This is a genomic window from Micromonospora alfalfae (assembly GCF_022230925.1).
Classification (GTDB): domain Bacteria; phylum Actinomycetota; class Actinomycetes; order Mycobacteriales; family Micromonosporaceae; genus Micromonospora; species Micromonospora alfalfae.
The window spans coordinates 1-15,514 of sequence record NZ_JAKKFH010000055.1; the positions used below are offsets into that span (position 1 = coordinate 1).

At 72.6% G+C, this 15,514-nt stretch carries 14 protein-coding genes; 8 read left to right on the forward strand and 6 right to left on the reverse strand.

The window, feature by feature from the left end; all coding sequences use genetic code 11:
• Window positions 1–223 precede the first annotated feature (223 nt).
• Together MED01_RS31275 and MED01_RS31280 are read right to left on the reverse strand one after the other, a co-directional pair.
• On the reverse strand, window positions 224–649 hold the full coding sequence (locus MED01_RS31275) for an OsmC family protein (protein WP_196922768.1): 426 nt from the start codon (window positions 647–649) through the stop codon (window positions 224–226).
• Between the two features lie 70 nt (window positions 650–719).
• The gene (locus tag MED01_RS31280) at window positions 720–1,667 is read right to left on the reverse strand and encodes a serine/threonine-protein kinase (RefSeq protein ID WP_238672060.1); all 948 of its coding nucleotides are present in this window, start codon (window positions 1,665–1,667) and stop codon (window positions 720–722) included.
• Window positions 1,668–1,857: 190 nt separating this feature from the next.
• On the opposite strand from MED01_RS31280, the gene MED01_RS31285 reads away from it, so the two are divergent.
• The 3 genes from MED01_RS31285 to MED01_RS31295 all read left to right on the forward strand — a co-directional run bounded on the left by MED01_RS31285 (window position 1,858) and on the right by MED01_RS31295 (window position 4,431).
• A complete protein-coding gene (locus MED01_RS31285) occupies window positions 1,858–2,088 on the forward strand; it encodes a DUF8847 domain-containing protein (protein WP_091408172.1) in 231 nt (76 codons plus the stop codon).
• Window positions 2,089–2,207: 119 nt separating this feature from the next.
• Entirely contained in the window at window positions 2,208–2,948 is a 741-nt protein-coding gene (locus MED01_RS31290) for a response regulator transcription factor (RefSeq protein WP_372493772.1), read from the forward strand.
• Entirely contained in the window at window positions 2,926–4,431 is a 1,506-nt protein-coding gene (locus MED01_RS31295) for a sensor histidine kinase (protein WP_238672062.1), read from the forward strand. The genes MED01_RS31290 and MED01_RS31295 overlap by 23 nt, the downstream gene beginning before the upstream one ends.
• 45 nt (window positions 4,432–4,476) lie before the next feature.
• Here MED01_RS31295 and MED01_RS31300 read toward each other — a convergent pair whose 3' ends face one another.
• The 3 genes from MED01_RS31300 to MED01_RS31310 are packed head-to-tail and all read right to left on the reverse strand — an operon-like array spanning window position 4,477 to window position 7,248.
• A complete protein-coding gene (locus MED01_RS31300; RefSeq protein WP_238672063.1) occupies window positions 4,477–5,613 on the reverse strand; it encodes an FUSC family protein in 1,137 nt (378 codons plus the stop codon).
• 46 nt (window positions 5,614–5,659) lie between these two features.
• On the reverse strand, window positions 5,660–6,034 hold the full coding sequence (locus MED01_RS31305) for a sensory rhodopsin transducer (protein ID WP_238672064.1): 375 nt from the start codon (window positions 6,032–6,034) through the stop codon (window positions 5,660–5,662).
• Window positions 6,031–7,248: a D-arabinono-1,4-lactone oxidase gene (locus MED01_RS31310; RefSeq protein WP_238672065.1), complete on the reverse strand. Its 1,218-nt coding sequence runs from the start codon at window positions 7,246–7,248 to the stop codon at window positions 6,031–6,033. Before MED01_RS31310 ends, MED01_RS31305 begins: the two co-directional genes overlap by 4 nt.
• Before the next feature lie 68 nt (window positions 7,249–7,316).
• Between MED01_RS31310 and MED01_RS36230 the strand changes: the two genes are divergently transcribed.
• Window positions 7,317–9,158 carry a glycoside hydrolase family 15 protein gene (locus MED01_RS36230; protein ID WP_238672066.1) on the forward strand — a complete coding sequence of 614 codons (1,842 nt, stop codon included), beginning with the start codon at window positions 7,317–7,319 and terminating at the stop codon, window positions 9,156–9,158.
• Between the two features lie 4 nt (window positions 9,159–9,162).
• Here MED01_RS36230 and MED01_RS31320 read toward each other — a convergent pair whose 3' ends face one another.
• The gene (locus tag MED01_RS31320) at window positions 9,163–10,014 is read right to left on the reverse strand and encodes an arginase family protein (protein WP_238672186.1); all 852 of its coding nucleotides are present in this window, start codon (window positions 10,012–10,014) and stop codon (window positions 9,163–9,165) included.
• 201 nt (window positions 10,015–10,215) lie between these two features.
• Here MED01_RS31320 and MED01_RS31325 point away from each other — a divergent pair, with 201 nt between their 5' ends.
• From MED01_RS31325 to MED01_RS31340, 4 genes are all read left to right on the forward strand, one after another.
• The gene (locus MED01_RS31325; RefSeq protein WP_165947858.1) at window positions 10,216–10,365 is read left to right on the forward strand and encodes a hypothetical protein; all 150 of its coding nucleotides are present in this window, start codon (window positions 10,216–10,218) and stop codon (window positions 10,363–10,365) included.
• A gap of 17 nt (window positions 10,366–10,382) precedes the next feature.
• A complete protein-coding gene (locus MED01_RS31330) occupies window positions 10,383–11,813 on the forward strand; it encodes a class I SAM-dependent methyltransferase (protein WP_238672067.1) in 1,431 nt (476 codons plus the stop codon).
• Between the two features lie 16 nt (window positions 11,814–11,829).
• Window positions 11,830–13,860 (forward strand): sulfatase-like hydrolase/transferase, encoded by a 2,031-nt coding sequence (locus MED01_RS31335; RefSeq protein ID WP_238672187.1) that lies wholly within the window; start codon window positions 11,830–11,832, stop codon window positions 13,858–13,860.
• Between the two features lie 232 nt (window positions 13,861–14,092).
• On the forward strand, window positions 14,093–15,376 hold the full coding sequence (locus MED01_RS31340; protein WP_238672068.1) for a citrate synthase: 1,284 nt from the start codon (window positions 14,093–14,095) through the stop codon (window positions 15,374–15,376).
• The last annotated feature ends 138 nt before the right edge of the window (window positions 15,377–15,514 follow it).

Consider the following 15,514-nt stretch of genomic DNA (forward strand, 5'->3'; position numbering starts at 1 on the left):
TGCGCCGCCGCGCCGCGTTGCGGTGCCGCATCGCCGTGCCGCGTCGTAGTGCCGCGTCGCGCCGCGCCGTCGTGCCGCTGACGCGGCGCGGCAACCCACCGCAAGATCGTGCTTGATCCAGGAAGTAGGGCCTTCAGGCAGGAACGAGGCAACTACAACCAGGATCAAGCACGATCATGCGGAACGGTGCGCTTCCCGGCGCGCAGATCCTTGGGTCGGCGGGTCAGTGGCGGCCGTTTTCGGCTGGGGTGACGGTCAGCCGGTGTCGGCTGGTGTCGCTGCTGGAGAACGGCCAGAGCCGGTCGGCGTACTCGACCAGGTCGGCCAGTTGATCTCGGCTCAGCCCGGCTGAGGAGATCTCCGCGTGGACGTCGGCCCGGTATCGACCGTCGTTGTCCCGCCCCAGCTTCGCCTCCGCGCGGACCTGTACGGTGTGCGCCTCGTCGGTGATCTCCCCGGCCACCTCCACTGCCGCGTGATGCAGGCAGGAGGCGAAGGCCGCGGCCAGCAGCTGTTCCGGGGTCAGCCCGGTGCAGTGCGGCGCCAGCGGTGAGGCCAGCGCGGTGGAGAGCCCGCCATCGTCGGTGCGTACGTGACCGCCCTCGGCGGTCGCTGTGGCCTCACGCAGCCAGGAACTCTGATCCGGCATCGCGTTTCTCCCGTCGCTCACCAGGCCGGCTACCCCTTCGCCGCCTGACGAAACGCCGCCTGTCGTCCGGTCAGCGCCCGGCGGGCAGGTTCGGCTCGTCCAGCAGTGCCACCGCCTCGGTGGCTTCCGCGGCGGCCCGTTCGGTCCACGGCGACGTCGGGGCCGGCCGGCGGGTCGTCGGGATCGTCATGGGCACGTACACCCGGGCGTCCACCGCCTCGGCCAGCAGCAGCGCGGCGACCAGGCTGGTCGGACGCCGCTCGGGATCGTCGGCGAGGCAGGAGTGGCACAGCTCGGCGACCTCCGGCGGCAGCCCGGCGATGTCGGGCAGCGGCTCCGGTGGCTGACGGCGGCGGACGAGCAGCAGTTCGCTGGCGGTCGCCGCGCGGTAGGGCAGGCGGGCGGTGAGGCTGTAGTAGAGCAGCACGCCGAGGGCGTACATGTCGGCGGCGGGGGTGGCCGGCGCCTCGTCCAGCTGTTCGGGCGCCAGGTACGCCGGGGTGCCCAGCACCATGCCGGTCGGCATCGGGTCCGGCGCGCCGGCGGCGATGGCGATGCCGAAGTCGAGCACTTTCACGCCGGCCGGGGTGAGCATGATGTTGGCCGGTTTGACGTCCCGGTGCACGATGCCCTCGGCGTGCGCGGCGGCCAGCGCGGCGGCGACCTCCGCGCAGACCCGCACCGCGATCTGCCAGTCCAGCGGACCGGCGCGCAGGTGCACGGCGAGCGTCTCACCCTCGGCCAGCTCCATGACGATGTAGGGCACCGGTCGGCCGGGCCACGTCGAGGACGTGCCGAAGTCGTGCACGCTGGCCACGTTGGGGTGTTCGAGGCGGGCCGCCGACCGGGCTTCCGCGCGGATCCGGTCCACCGGGCCGTCCCGGTCGTCGCGGCCGGGCGAGATGAGCTTCACCGCGACCGGCCGGTCCAGCACCTGGTCGTAGGCACGCCACACCTCGGACATCCCGCCCACACCGATGCGCTGTTCGAGCCGGTACCGCCCGTCCAGCGTCCGCATCGACCACTCCTCGTCCTCGCCCCGCCGACGGCCGGGTGCTCAGATCGCGGTACCCGCACTCCGAGCTGGGCAAACCGAGGCCGGTTCGGCCCCGCGCACCTCGCTGCGCCCGAGCGGTGGGTGCGGTAGCTTGCGAGCCAGAGCCGGTGTCACCGATTGTGCCGGCACCGTCACCCGAGGGGACGCCGCGATGAGCGAGGTCACCGTACGCTTCGTCGGTGGGCCTGCGGACGGCCTGGTCCGGCTGCTGCCGGCCGGGTCGGACGGCGCCCCACCCCAGCGTTGGATCATGCGGCACCCGGACGGCACGGGTCCGGTGCAGCCCGGCCCCGACCACCTCTACGAACGCGACCGGCCCGACGAGGCCGGCGGCTGGAGCATGCGGTTCGTGCGCACCGACGCGTACGGGGTGTCCGAGTGACCACGAGGCGGGGCTGACCGGTGGCGTCGCCGGCGTCGCGTCGGCCCGGCCGCACAGCTCGCGCACAGCTTCCGCAGGGGCGCGGCACAGGCGTGGCGGCCACCATGGGGCCCATGGTCATGAACGGGCAGGCCGCGCCGAGCCGGATCGAGCTGCGTCGCCCCGACGGTGAGCCCGTCCGGGTGCTGGTGGTCGACGACGAACCCACGCTCACCGACCTGTTGTCGATGGCCCTGCGCTACGAGGGCTGGCAGGTCCGCACCGCCGGCAACGGCATGGCGGCGTTGAGCACCGCCCGACAGTTCCAGCCGGATGCCGTGGTGCTCGACGTGATGCTGCCCGACCTGGACGGTTTCCAGGTGCTGCGCCGGCTGCGCGAGCACGCCCCCACCGTGCCGGTGCTCTTCCTGACCGCCCGCGACGCGGTCGAGGAACGCATCGCCGGGTTGACAGTCGGCGGCGACGACTACGTCACCAAACCGTTCAGCCTGGAGGAGGTGATCGCCCGGCTGCGCGCGCTGCTGCGCCGCTCCGGGCTGGCGATCGCCACCCGGGAGGAGGCGGTGCTGACAGTCGGTGATCTCAGCCTCGACGAGGACAGCCACGAGGTTCGCCGGGCCGGCCAGCTCGTCACCCTGACCGCGACCGAGTTCGAGCTTCTGCGTTACCTGATGCGCAACCCGCGCCGGGTGCTCAGCAAGGCACAGATCCTCGACCGGGTGTGGAACTACGACTTCGGCGGTCAGGCCAACGTGGTGGAGCTGTACATCTCGTACCTGCGCAAGAAGATCGACGCCGGCCGGGCGCCGATGATCCACACGCTGCGCGGCGCGGGCTATGTCCTCAAACCCGCCGAGTAGGCGCCGCCCGCTGCGCGCCGCCCGCGGGTGGCTGGCCGGGCGCTCCCTGCGTACCCGACTGGTGTTCGCCCTGCTCGCGCTGCTGGCGTTGGTCAGCGTCGCCATCGGTGGCCTGACCACTGTGGCGCTGCGGCACTTCCTGATCGACCGGCTCGACGCCCAGTTGGCCCCCGCGACGGCCATGCGGGGCGACCGGCCGGGTCGGCCGGCGTTTCCCGGCAACGGACCTGGTGTCCCGCCCGGGTTGCCGTCCGGTGCGGTGGTCGCCGAGATCACCGACGGCCGCGTGGCCAGCGCCCGGACCCTGACCAAGAGCGCCTCCAGCGCCGATCCGTTCCCCGACGAGCAGACCGTCGCGGTGGGGGAGGTCGCCGTGCTGGCGGACCTACCGGTCGACGCCAGACCGCGCACCGTCGACCTCGGCGATCGCGGTGACTACCGGGCCGTGGCCCGCCAGTACTGGGACGGCCGCGTACGCGTCGTCGCGATCCCCCTCTCCGGCGTCCAGGAGACGATCTGGGCGCTGGTCGCCGCGCAGGCCGGGGTGGCTGCGGTCGGGCTGCTGCTCGCCGGTGTGGCGGGCGCGCTGATCGTGCGGGCGACCCTGCGACCGCTCAACCGGGTGGCCGCCACCGCCACCCGCGTCACCGAGCTGCCCCTGGACCGGGGCGAGGTGGCGCTCGCCGTCCGGGTCCCGGCCGCCGACACCGACTTGCGCACCGAGGTCGGTCAGGTCGGCGCGGCGCTGAACCGGATGCTGGGCCACGTCGCCGACGCGCTCTCCGCCCGGCAGGCCAGCGAGACGCGGGTACGCCAGTTCGTCGCCGACGCCAGCCACGAGTTGCGGACGCCTCTCGCGGCGATCCGCGGTTACGCCGAGGTGGCCCGGCGTGGCCGTGACGAGGTTCCCGCCGACGTGGCGCACGCGCTGCGCCGGGTGGAGTCGGAGAGCACCAGAATGACCAGCCTCGTCGACGACCTGCTGCTGCTGGCCCGCCTCGACACCGGCCGGCCGCTTGCTGTCGAACCGGTGGACCTGACCGCTCTGGTGGTGGACGCGGTCAGTGACGCGCACGTCGCCGGCCCCGAACACCGTTGGCAGCTCGACCTACCCGAGGTGGCGATCCGGGTGCCGGGCGACGCCGCCCGGCTGCACCAGGTGGTGGCGAACCTGCTCACCAACGCCCTGGTGCACACCCCGCCCGGCAGCACTGTCACCACCACGCTGGCCGTTGACGCCGCCAGCGCAGTGCTCACCGTCGCCGACGACGGGCCGGGGGTGCCGGTGGAGCTGCAACCGGAGATGTTCGAGCGGTTCGCCCGGGGCGACAGCTCCCGATCCCGTGCGCACGGCAGCACAGGCCTCGGCCTCGCGATCGTCGCGGCGGTGGTGGAGGCCCACCACGGAACGGTCGGGGTGGACAGCCGCCCGGGTCGGACCCTGTTCACCGTCCGACTGCCGGATCCAACGGTCGACGCCTAAGGCCTGTTTCATAAGGGCGGCCGGCCAGTTCTTATGAAACAGGCCTTAGCCCGCGGCGGCCTCGCGGACCAACCGGCGGGCCTCGTCCCGGGGCACGCCGGTGGCCCGGAGCAGGTCGTTGGCCGCGGTACGCAGTTGGGCGACCACGATCGTTCCGGAGAAGCCGAGACCCTCCCGGCAGGCCCCGCCCGCCTCGCTGACGGCGCGCAGCGCCCGTGCGCGGGCCTGCACGGGCTCCTGGGCGGCGAGGAACTCCCGGTTCAGCAGCCGGACCGCCTCGCCCAGGTGCTCGACCGCCGCCGGCAGGTCGGCCGGAACCGGTTCCCCGTCGCGCAGCGTGGTGCCGATCCGGCGGACCAGACCACGGCTGTTGCGGAAGGCCCGCTCCATGTGCGTCGCTCCAGCGCCATACGCGGTAATTGCCCGGCGTCGTCGCCACCGTACGGGGGAGAGGCGGACGACCTCTTCGGCGGCCGTGGTCACCTGGGTGAGCTGTTCGATCTTCGGGTCCGCGTCGCGCATCCGGTCCAGCACCGCCTTCGCGCGTCCACGGTCCGCCTCGGCGAGCGCCTCGGCCGAGGCGGTCATCTCCCGGGCGAACAGGTCCAGGGCTGGTTCGGCGGCTCGGCGGATCGCTCGCATCGGGTTGATGGGCAGGAGGACGAGCATCACCAACAACCCCGCCAAGCCGCCGATCAGCGCGTTGACCGTTCGGGGTAACTCCAGGTCCGGTGCGGTTGGGGTGAGAGTGGCGATGAGCACGGCCGTACCTCCGGCCTGTGCCATCAGAGCGCCGGGGCCGCGTACCAGCACCGCCGTCGCGGTCGCCAGGAAAACGATGACGCCGGTCTGCCAGGGGCCGGTGCCGAACTGGCCGATCAGGAGGTCGCCCGCACCGATGCCGACCACCACGCCGACGACCAGCTCCAGCGCGCGGGGAGCGCGGTTGCCGAGCGACGCGGCGATGACGGCGACGGCTGCGGCCGGCGCGAAGGTCGGCTCCGAGTTTCCGACGACCTCGTGGGCCACCACCCAGGCCAGGGCGGCGGCCAGGCCAGCCTGGAACGCCACGATCACGTAGGTCCGCAACCGGTGGCGGCCCTCGTCGACAGCCGCGGTGACCCGTGCCCGCAGGTTTGCCGCCGCTGCACGTCCGTCGCCCGCCCCGGCCCTCAGTTGCATGGCCGGGGTTACCCGGGCCGAGCCGCGCCCGAACATGACCGGCTGATCAGGTTGGATAGGCCATGGTGGCGGCCAGTGCCACCACCCCCGGCAGTCGGGTGTCCTGGCGCAGGAACTGCACCACCACCGGGACGGGGGAGCGCAGCAGGCAGCCGTACGGTCGGTCGAGTCGTACCGCCTCCGGGTCGATCAGGTCGTTGAGCCGAACGTGTCGTACCCGACGGGCGTCGACGGTGATGGCGTACGGGCCGACCGGCTCGGTGTCCTCGTAGTAGAGGCTCAGTTCGACGTCGGCGCGGGTGGCGGTGGCGTTGAGGACGCAGAGCTGGTCGAAGCTGGTGAACGCCGGTTCCGGACCGTTGCCGGGGAACGGGATGTGCCCGCCCGGCACGACCCACAGGCGGGCGCCGATCTCGGTCATCGGGTCTCCTCCAGCAGCCGGGCGAGGTCGGGGCTGAGGAACACGCCGTCCGGGTCGAGTCGGCGGCGGGCGTTCTGGAAGTCGTCCCAGCGCGGATAGAGGGGCCGCAGGTCACGGGCGGTCAACCAGTGCTTCTTGCCCCAGTGCGGGCGGCCACCGTACTGCCGGAACACCGCCTCCATGTCCCGGAAGTAGTCCTCGTACGGCAGGGAGGTGTTCTGGAGACAGGCGATGGTGGTGGTGGGCCGCCCGTACGCGTTGCTCAGCCAGATGTCGTCGGCGGCGATGCTGCGCACCAGTACCCGCCAGCCGACAACCGTGCGGTGCCGTTGCAGGATCCGCCGTCGGACCTCGGCGAAGCAGGCCGGGAACGCCTCCGACGGCAGCATGTACTCGATCTCCTCGAACCGCAGGTCCCGTTCCTGGGGGATGGTGCGGTGCGCCGGGCCGGACCGGATCTCGTGGGGCGCGCCCCAGGGCCCGGAGTCCGGGACCCGCGGCGCGGCCCACACCCGCTCGCCGGACGCCTGGTCGGCGCGGTTCATGGTGCGGATCTGCGTCTGGTCGCTGCGCGGGTACCAGTAGAAGTCCATGTTGCGGTTGGTGTGTTGCAGCTCGGCCAGGTGGTCGAGGGTCCACTCGAGGTGCGCGCACCACGCCCGGCGGCGCAGCTCGTACTGGGGTTGCACCTGCAACGTGACCTGGGTGACGACGCCGAGCGCGCCCAGCGACAGCCGGGCCGCCGGCACCAGGTGCGCGTTCTCGTCGGCCGAGATCTCCAGCACGTCACCGGTGCCGGTGACCAGGCGAACACCGGTCACCTGGGTGCACAGGTTGCCGAAACCGATGCCGGTGCCGTGCGTGCCGCTGGCGGTCGCGCCGGCGATCGACTGGTAATCCACGTCGCCGAGGTTGTCCATGGCCAGCCCGGCGTCGTAGAGGCCCTCACCGAGGGCCTTGAGCTTGGTGCCCGCCCACACCCGCGCCCGATCGGCGTCCTCGGTGATGACACCCGCGAGCCGGTCCGCGCTGAGCAGGATGTCGTCGGTGCGCACCAACGGGCTCGACGAGTGGCCGGACCCCACCGGGCGAATCGTCCTACCGTCCTGGCGTGCCCGCACCACCAGCTCCCGTACCGCGTCCTCGTCGGCCGGCTCGGCGAACTCCCCCGGGGTGAACGAAAGGCTGCCGGACCAGTTGACGAACTGTCGCATCCGGCCGACTACCCGTCGGCGCGACCGGTAGTCGCGTTTCCGTGCCGGACCGCCGGGTAAGGAGCCGCGTGCCGGCCTTCGGCTTCCCGACCACGCCGCCGATCGACTCGTACGCGTTCCTCTCCGACACCCACACCGGGGCGCTGATCGGCGTGGACGGCGCGGTCGACTGGTTCTGCGTGCCGCACTTCGAGGGTGACGCTGTCTTCGCGCGGCTGCTGGACCGTCGCGTCGGGGGCGCGTTCACGTTCTCCGTCGCCACTGACGCCGCGCCGGTCCGCCGGTACCTGCCCGGCACCCTGGTCCTGGAGAGCGCGTACCACGCTGCCGGTGGCAGCGCCGTCGGTCAGGACTTCCTCGCCGTACGGGCCGGCGACGCCGCACAGCCGTTCCGCGCGGACATGCTGCTGGTACGCCGCCTCCTCGTACGGGAGGGGTCGGTGCGGGTGCGTGCCGAGGTGACGCCACGCCCCGGGTACGGTGCCCGCCCGGCGCTCTGGCACCGGGACGCCGACCACTGGGTGGCGGCCGAGGCCGGGCTGCGGCTCCGCTCCGGGTTGCCGTTCCGCGTCGACGGCGCGGCGCTGCGGGCCGAGGCGGTGCTGCACGAGGGTCAGACGGTCGACGTGCTCCTCGGCTACGGCCCGGGCGACATCGACGAGTTGGACCCGGCCGACCTGCTGGAACGCACCTGCCGCACCTGGCGGGAGTGGTCCGACCGCGCCGACTACACCGGCCAGGGCAGCGACGAGGTGCGGCACAGCGCCGCCGTGCTGCGGGGCCTGTCGTTCGACGAGACCGGGGCGTTGCTCGCCGCACCCACCGCCTCGCTTCCCGAGGAGATCGGCGGGGTCCGCAACTGGGACTACCGCTTCACCTGGCACCGCGACGCCGCGCTGCTGCTGCTCGCCCTGTTCCGACTGGGCCACGCCGAGGAGGGCCGTCGCTACCTGCGCTTCCTGCTCAGCACGTGCGGCGGGGCGGGCGACGTCCTCAGCCCACTCGTCGGGATCCACGGGGTGACCCGCGAGGAGGAGATCCTCGATCACCTCGACGGGTACGCGGGCTCGCGGCCGGTGCGCATCGGCAACGCTGCCGCCCAGCAACTCCAGTTCGACACGTACGGGCACGTGCTCGACGCCGCGCTGTTGTACCAGCAGCTCACCGGAGAGTTGACCGGCGCGCAGTGGCAGGTGCTGCGCCGGCACGTCGACACGATGGCCGCCCGGTGGCGGGAGCCGGACCATGGCATCTGGGAGATCCGCGGGCCACTGCGGCACTACGTCAACTCGAAGATGATGGCCTGGGTCTGCCTCGACCGGGGTGTCCGCCTCGCCGACCTGGTCGGGGACCACGACGCACCGACGCAGCGGTGGCGCGCGGAACGCGACGCCATCCACTCCGAGGTGATCGAGCGTGGCTTCGACAGCCGCGTCGGCAGCTTCGTGCTGGCGTACGACTCGACCGAACTCGACGCGTCGTTGCTCCGGATGCCCCTGGTCGGGTTCCTTGCCGGTGGCGACCCGCTGGTGGTGGCGACCATCGACCGTATCCGGCGGGACCTCGCCATCGCCCCGGCGCTCATCCGGCGGTACGCGGCCGACGACGGGTTGCCCGGCGAGGAGGGCGCGTTCCTGCTCTGCTCGTTCGAGCTGGTCTCCGCCTTGGTCCTGGCCGGGCGCCGAGAGGAGGCCGCCGAGGTGTTCGACCAGCTCCTCGCGTACGCCGGGCCGCTCGGCCTGTACGCCGAACAGCTCGACGCCGACGGCACAGCGCTGGGCAACTACCCGCAGGCCTTCACCCACCTCGCGTTGATCGAGGCGGCGCTGAACCTCGACGGCGCCGGCGACCGCGACGCGCTGCACGCCTGGGCGGAGCGCACCACCCGGCCGGGAACGGCCGACGGCTGACCGGTCAGCCGACCAGCACCTCGGTGAGGACCTCGACGACGCGTCGGGTGTGCCGCCCGTCGGGGTCCTCGTCGGTGTTCAGGTCGGTCACACTCATCCCGAGCAGCCGGTCGGCGCGGGCCAGCGGTGTGACCAGCGCGATCAGGTCCGCCCAGCGCGGCCCGTCCGGTTCGGGGTAGGTCACCGCGGGCAGGTCGCGCGGGTCCACCACGTCCAGGTCGAGGTGCAGCCAGGTTGGTCCGTCCCCGTCGGCGGCCAGGCTCGCGCCGACCGTCGCCGCGCCCCGGCGCCGCAACTCGGCGGCGGTGATCTGGTGGATCGCCGGGTCGATCCGGGCCGCCTCGACCCGGCTGCTCTCGTCGGTGGACGGGCGGTGCCCAATCAGATGGACGCGGTTCGGCTCGATCAGCGCGCCGCCGCCGGTGCCGACGGCGGCGGCGGGGCCGTGCCCGGTGACCACCGAGAGGTCCATGTCGGCGGCCTCACCGGTCGGCGAGGTCGTGCCGTCGAGGAAGTCCGGGTGGGCGTCGACGAACCACAGGTCGGTCGCCGGGGGCAGGGCCCGGCAGATGCCGGGCAGGATCGCGCAGTCGCCGCCGAGCACCAGTGGTCGGTGGCCGTCCGCGATCAGCGCGCCGATCCGCGCGGCGATCGCGCCGCCGGCCCGGACCAGGCCCGCCGCGCCGATCACCCCGCTGGCCGGGTCCCGGGTCGGGTCGCGCAACAGCGCCTCGTCGATCCGCCCGTCGTCGTCGGCGGACAGGGCCTCGCGCAGGCCGGCCCGGCGCAGCGCGGCCGGGGCCCGCTCCTCGCCGCGCCCGGCGCCGGAGGAGTCCAGCGGCGCGTCCACGATCATCCAGCGCACGTCCGCAGCGTACCGGCGGGATCGGCCGGTCCCGGCCACATTCTGTGGTGCGGCTGGGAGTACGCCGATGTGCCCGCGACGGCGACGACGACCGGCGTACGGTGATGGACAAGTCCGGCTTTCTGGGTCAAAAGCCTCATGGTGTACGGCCCGGGACGCCGGTGTCGAGGCGGCGAGGGCAAGGAGCGATCGGTGGAACATCTGGCCTACCTGGACGCGGGGTCCGGCAGCCTGATCGTGCAGGCGGTCGTCGGTGGGGTGGCTGGCGCCGCGGTCGCCGCCAAACTCTACTGGCGACGGCTGGTCGACAGGTTCCGCCGGCAACCCACCGACCAGCGCTGAGCGGGCCAGCCCCGACGATGGCGATCTCACCCACCGAGGTACGGCCCGAGCCGGCCTCCTTCCGCGACCCCGCCAACCGGGTCTTCCACGTCGGCGACGAGGTGCTGCGCGGGCTGGACCCCCAGGCCGCCGAGCACTGGCGGGCGCTGACCGGCAGCACGTTCTTCCCGGCGCTCGTCGCCGCGCGCAAGGTCTGCGCCACCGAGGACGCCCCGCCCACCCTGGTGCCCGCCGCTACCGGAACGCCGTGGGCCGCCGTGCTGCGCCACGAGCGCATCCCGTTCGTCTCCCACCCGTACGAGTGGTCGTTCAGCATGCTGCGCGACGCCGCCCTGCTGCACCTGGAGATCCTGACCGCCGCGCTCGGCGAGGGATTCACCACGAAGGACGGCTCGGCGTACAACCTCCAGTGGCGCGGCGCCCAACCGGTCTTCATCGACATCGGCTCCTTCGAGCCGGTCCGCGACGGCGAACCGTGGGCCGGCTACCGGCAGTTCTGCCAGACCGTGCTCTACCCGCTGATGCTCACCGCCCACCTGGGCGTCGACTTCCACCCGTGGCTGCGCGCCCGGGTCGACGGCATCGAGGCCGACGAGCTACGGCCACTCTTCAACGGCGCCCGCCGGCTGCGCCCCGGCGTGCTGACCCACCTGCACCTGCACGGGGCGATGCAGCACCGCAACGCCGCCGCCAGCACCACCGAGGTCCGCGACCAACTGCGGGCCGCCGGCTTCTCCCGGGAACTGCTGCTCGCCACCGTGCGCGGCATCGAGAAACTGGTCCGCAAGCTGGACCGCCGCCCACCCGAGAGCCACTGGTCGGACTACCAACGCACCTGTGGCTACTCGGCCCGCGACCGGGTGGCGAAGGAGCAGTTCGTGGCCGCCGCGGTCGCCGCCGGCGCCCGCCCCCGCCTGGTGCTCGACCTCGGCGCCAACGACGGCCGGTACTCCCGGCTGGCAGCAGGGCACGCCGACTACGTGGTCGCCGTCGAGCAGGACCCCACAGTCGTCGACGAGTTGTACCGACAGCTGCGCTCCGAGGGGCAGCGCCGCATCCTGCCGCTGGTGCTGGACCTGGCCGACCCCTCGCCGGGTGGCGGCTGGCGGGGCGTCGAGCGGGCCGGCTTCGCCGAGCGGGCGTCCGCCGACGTGGTGCTCGCCCTGGCCGTGGTGCACCACCTGGCGATCGGACGCAACGTGCCGCTGCCGGAGGTCATCGACTGGCTGGCCGGACTGACCGCGCCGGGCGGGGCGGTGGTGGTGGAGTTCGTCCACCCGGAGGATCCGATGGCGACCCGACTGCTGGGCAACAAGCCCGCCGGTCTCTTCCCGGACTACCGACGCGACGCCTTCGAGACACTGCTCGCCGCCCGGGGGCGCATCACCGACCGGCTGGAGCTGCCCTCGGGCACCCGCACGCTCTACCGGACGGTGATGGGTGGCTGAACCCTCCTCCGCCGACCTGCCGGCCCCGCCCGACCGGCGGTCCCCAACGCCTGGCCGGTGGCACCAGGGCTGGCGCGGGGAAATGGGTCGGCTGCTGGAGATCGTCGCGCTGGTCGGTCTCGTGGTCACCCAGCCACTGCTGGACGTGCTCGGCCGCAGCCCCGACTTCTTCCTCTTCCACCGCGCCGACCCCGCCCAGATCCTGCTGCTGCTCGCCCTGGTGACGGTGCTGCCCACAGTCGCGGTGGCGCTGCTCGGCGCGCTGAGCAGACTGGCCGGCCGGACCGCCCGCGCCATCACCCACACCGCGCAGGTCGGGCTGCTGGTCGCCGCCCTCGCCGTGCAGGTGGGCCGACACGTCACGCCGCTTCGGGGCGTACCGCTGCTGCTGGTGGCCGTGCTGGCCGGAGCCGCCGGCGGGGCCGCGCACCGACGGTGGCGGGCGCCGGGTCATGTTCTGCGACTGGCCGCCGCCGGCCCGGTGGCCTTCGTGGCGCTCTTCCTGCTCGCCTCACCCACCTCGGCGGTGGTCCTGCCGCGTGGCGACGGCGGCGCGGCCGGCACCGCGCAGGGCTCGGCAGTGCACCCCCCGGTGGTCATGCTGATCCTCGACGAGCTGCCGCTGGTCAGCCTGCTCGACGCGGACGGGAGGATCGACGCCGGGCGGTACCCGCACTTCGCCGAGCTGGCCGGCGGATCCACCTGGTACCGCAACTCCACAGGGGTCAGCGGGTGGACGCCCAACGCGCTGCCGGCGATGCTCACCGGCCGCTACCCGGCCAAGCCGGTCGCCCCGCACTACTCGCAGTACCCGGACAACATCTTCACCGCCTTCGGCGGCCTGTACGACATCCGCGCCGAGGAGAGCATCACCAGGCTCTGCCCGCCCAGCCGCTGCGAGCAGCCGGTCGCCCCGGCGCAGGGGCTCGGTGTGCTGGTCCGGGAAACCGGCAAGCTGCTCGGCCGGGTCGCCGGGCCGACGGAGAGCGCTGTCGACCCGGAAGACTCCTATCGCGAGCAGACCCGCGCCGAGGCCGGCCTGGACGCCGCCGAACCCGTGCCGGCCGACCCGAAGTTCCGCTGGGACAGCCTGGACGACAACCAACCGGCCCGGTTCACCAGCTTCCTGGCCGGGCTGAAGCCGACGGCGCGACCCACCCTGCACTTCCTGCACCTGCTGATGCCGCACTCACCGTGGGCCTACCTGCCGTCCGGCGCGCGCTACGACGCCCCCGAGGACCTGCCCAACGACGGCGCCGGCTGGGTCGACCTGGCCCGGCAACGGCACCTCGCCCAGCTCGGCTACACCGACCGGCTGATCGGCGAGACGCTGCGGACGCTGCGCGCCAACGGCCTCTACGACCAGGCCCTCGTCGTGGTGACCGCCGACCACGGGGTCAGCTTCCGTCCCGGCGCGCAGGGCCGGGGCATGGACGCCATCAAGGCCGCCGCCGGGGAGGTCGCCTGGGTGCCGACGTTCGTCAAGGAACCCCGGCAACAGACCGGCCGGGTGGACGACCGCAACTGGGAACACGTCGACCTGCTGCCGACGGTGGCCGACGAGGCCGGCGTCCGGTTGCCCTGGCCTGTCGACGGCCGCTCCGCCCGGCAGGCCCCCCGCACCGACGGTACGAAGCACTTCTACGACCGTCCCGGTGAACCTGTCACCTTCCCCGGTGGCGTGCCCGCCCCGCCACCCCTGCCGACACCCCACCCGCTGGTCGGCACCGAGGTACGCGCCGGCCCGGCCGCCGGCAGCGCCCGGGTCGCCGACCTGGCCGCGTTCACCGCCACGGACCCGGACACCGGCACCCTCCCGGCGCTGGTCTGGGGTGACGTCCCGGACCGGATCCCGGACGGCACACTGCTGGCCGTCGCCGTCAACGGCCGCATCGGGGCCGTCGTCCCGGTGGTGCCGGCCGACCCCGGCGGACGCCGGTTCGCCGCGCTGCTCGCCGACGACAAGCTGTTCCACGCCGGCACCAACCAACTCGACGTCTTCCAGGTCGCGACGGACGGTACGCTGCGACGCCTCACCCTGTCGTGACCTGGCGTCCGGGGTCGGTCCAGCCCGGTTGCCGGGCCCGGTCCGGTCTGGTTTCCGGGTCCGGTCCGGTCCGGTCCCGGTTGGCGGGATGCCGGGTTTCCCGGCCGCCCGGTCGGGAATCGGGTGACGCATACCTCACCGCCGAACCACGGCGGGCGTTGTCCCCCGAGCCGCAATTACGGTAGAAGCGAAGGCAATTCAACGTAGATCTGCCGGCGAAGCGAGGAACCACATGACGGAAGTCAAGCTCGATCACCCCGGTGGGCAGCTGTCGATGCCGGTGCATCCTGCGGTCGAGGGCCCCGCCGGTATCGGGGTGAGCAAGCTGCTGAAGGAAACCGGGATGACCACGTACGACCCCGGTTTCGTCAACACCGCCGCTGCCTCATCCGCGATCACCTACATCGACGGCGACGCGGGCATCCTGCGTTACCGGGGGTACCCGATCGAGCAGCTGGCCGAGAAGTCCTCCTTCCTGGAGGTCTCCTACCTGCTCATCTACGGTGAGCTGCCGACCGAGCAGCAGCTGACCGAGTTCACCGAGTGGATTCGGCGGCACTCGCTGCTGCACGAGGAGATGCGTCGCTTCTTCGACGGCTTCCCCCGGGACGCCCACCCGATGGCGGTGCTCTCGTCCGCGGTGAGCGCCCTGTCCACCTTTTACCAGGACAGCCTGGACCCGTTCGACTCCGAGCACGTGGAGATCTCCACGGTCCGGCTGATGGCGAAGGTTCCCACCATCGCCTCGTACGCGTACAAGAAGTCCATCGGTCAGCCGCTGCTGTACCCGGACAACTCGCTGGGTTACGTGGACAACCTGCTGCGCATGACGTTCGGCGTGCCGGCGGAGCCGTACGAGGTCGACCCGGTGATGTCGAAGGTGCTGGACATGCTCTTCGTCCTGCACGCCGACCACGAGCAGAACTGCTCCACGTCGACCGTCCGCCTGGTCGGCTCCAGCAACGCCAACCTGTTCGCCTCGGTCTCGGCCGGCGTGAACGCGCTGTTCGGCCCGCTGCACGGTGGCGCCAACCAGGCGGTGCTGGAGATGCTCCAGCAGATCCACGCCGGCGACGGCGACGTCCGGTCCTTCGTCCGTAAGGTCAAGGACAAGCAGGACGGCGTCAAGCTGATGGGCTTCGGCCACCGGGTCTACAAGAACTACGACCCGCGGGCGGCGATCGTCAAGAAGGCCGCGCAGGACGTGATGGGCCGGATGGCCAAGCCCGACCCGCTGCTGGACATCGCCATGGAGCTGGAGGAGATCGCCCTCGCCGACGACTTCTTCGTCTCCCGCCGGCTCTACCCGAACGTGGACTTCTACACCGGCCTGATCTACAAGGCCATGGGGTTCCCGACCAAGATGTTCACTGTGCTCTTCGCGCTCGGCCGGCTTCCCGGCTGGATCGCCCAGTGGCGCGAGATGATCAACGACCCGGAGACCAAGATCGGCCGTCCGCGGCAGGTCTACGTCGGCTCCGCCGAGCGGGACTACGTCCCCTTCGGCGAGCGCTGACCCGCTCCTCGCTTCACCAGCAGGCCGTCGACCCGCTCACGGGTCGGCGGCCTGCCGCGTTCCCGTGCTCCGAGCTGTCCCGTCCCCGTCCCGCCCATGATCGACTCGGGTTCCTTGAAGACGCGGTGTCCGCCGTGC

Excerpts from the sequence above, each read along its gene's own strand:
- MED01_RS31290 (WP_372493772.1), top strand. The coding sequence starts at position 2,208 with ATGAACGGGCAGGCCGCGCCGAGCCGGATCGAGCTGCGTCGCCCCGAC.
- MED01_RS31340 (WP_238672068.1), top strand. The coding sequence starts at position 14,093 with ATGACGGAAGTCAAGCTCGATCACCCCGGTGGGCAGCTGTCGATGCCG.
- MED01_RS31305 (WP_238672064.1), bottom strand. The coding sequence starts at position 6,034 with ATGACCGAGATCGGCGCCCGCCTGTGGGTCGTGCCGGGCGGGCACATC.
- MED01_RS31295 (WP_238672062.1), top strand. The coding sequence starts at position 2,926 with ATGTCCTCAAACCCGCCGAGTAGGCGCCGCCCGCTGCGCGCCGCCCGC.
- MED01_RS31300 (WP_238672063.1), bottom strand. The coding sequence starts at position 5,613 with ATGCAACTGAGGGCCGGGGCGGGCGACGGACGTGCAGCGGCGGCAAAC.
- MED01_RS31280 (WP_238672060.1), bottom strand. The coding sequence starts at position 1,667 with ATGCGGACGCTGGACGGGCGGTACCGGCTCGAACAGCGCATCGGTGTG.
- MED01_RS31285 (WP_091408172.1), top strand. The coding sequence starts at position 1,858 with ATGAGCGAGGTCACCGTACGCTTCGTCGGTGGGCCTGCGGACGGCCTG.
- MED01_RS31320 (WP_238672186.1), bottom strand. The coding sequence starts at position 10,014 with ATGATCGTGGACGCGCCGCTGGACTCCTCCGGCGCCGGGCGCGGCGAG.
- MED01_RS31275 (WP_196922768.1), bottom strand. The coding sequence starts at position 649 with ATGCCGGATCAGAGTTCCTGGCTGCGTGAGGCCACAGCGACCGCCGAG.
- MED01_RS31310 (WP_238672065.1), bottom strand. The coding sequence starts at position 7,248 with ATGCGACAGTTCGTCAACTGGTCCGGCAGCCTTTCGTTCACCCCGGGG.
- MED01_RS31330 (WP_238672067.1), top strand. The coding sequence starts at position 10,383 with ATGGCGATCTCACCCACCGAGGTACGGCCCGAGCCGGCCTCCTTCCGC.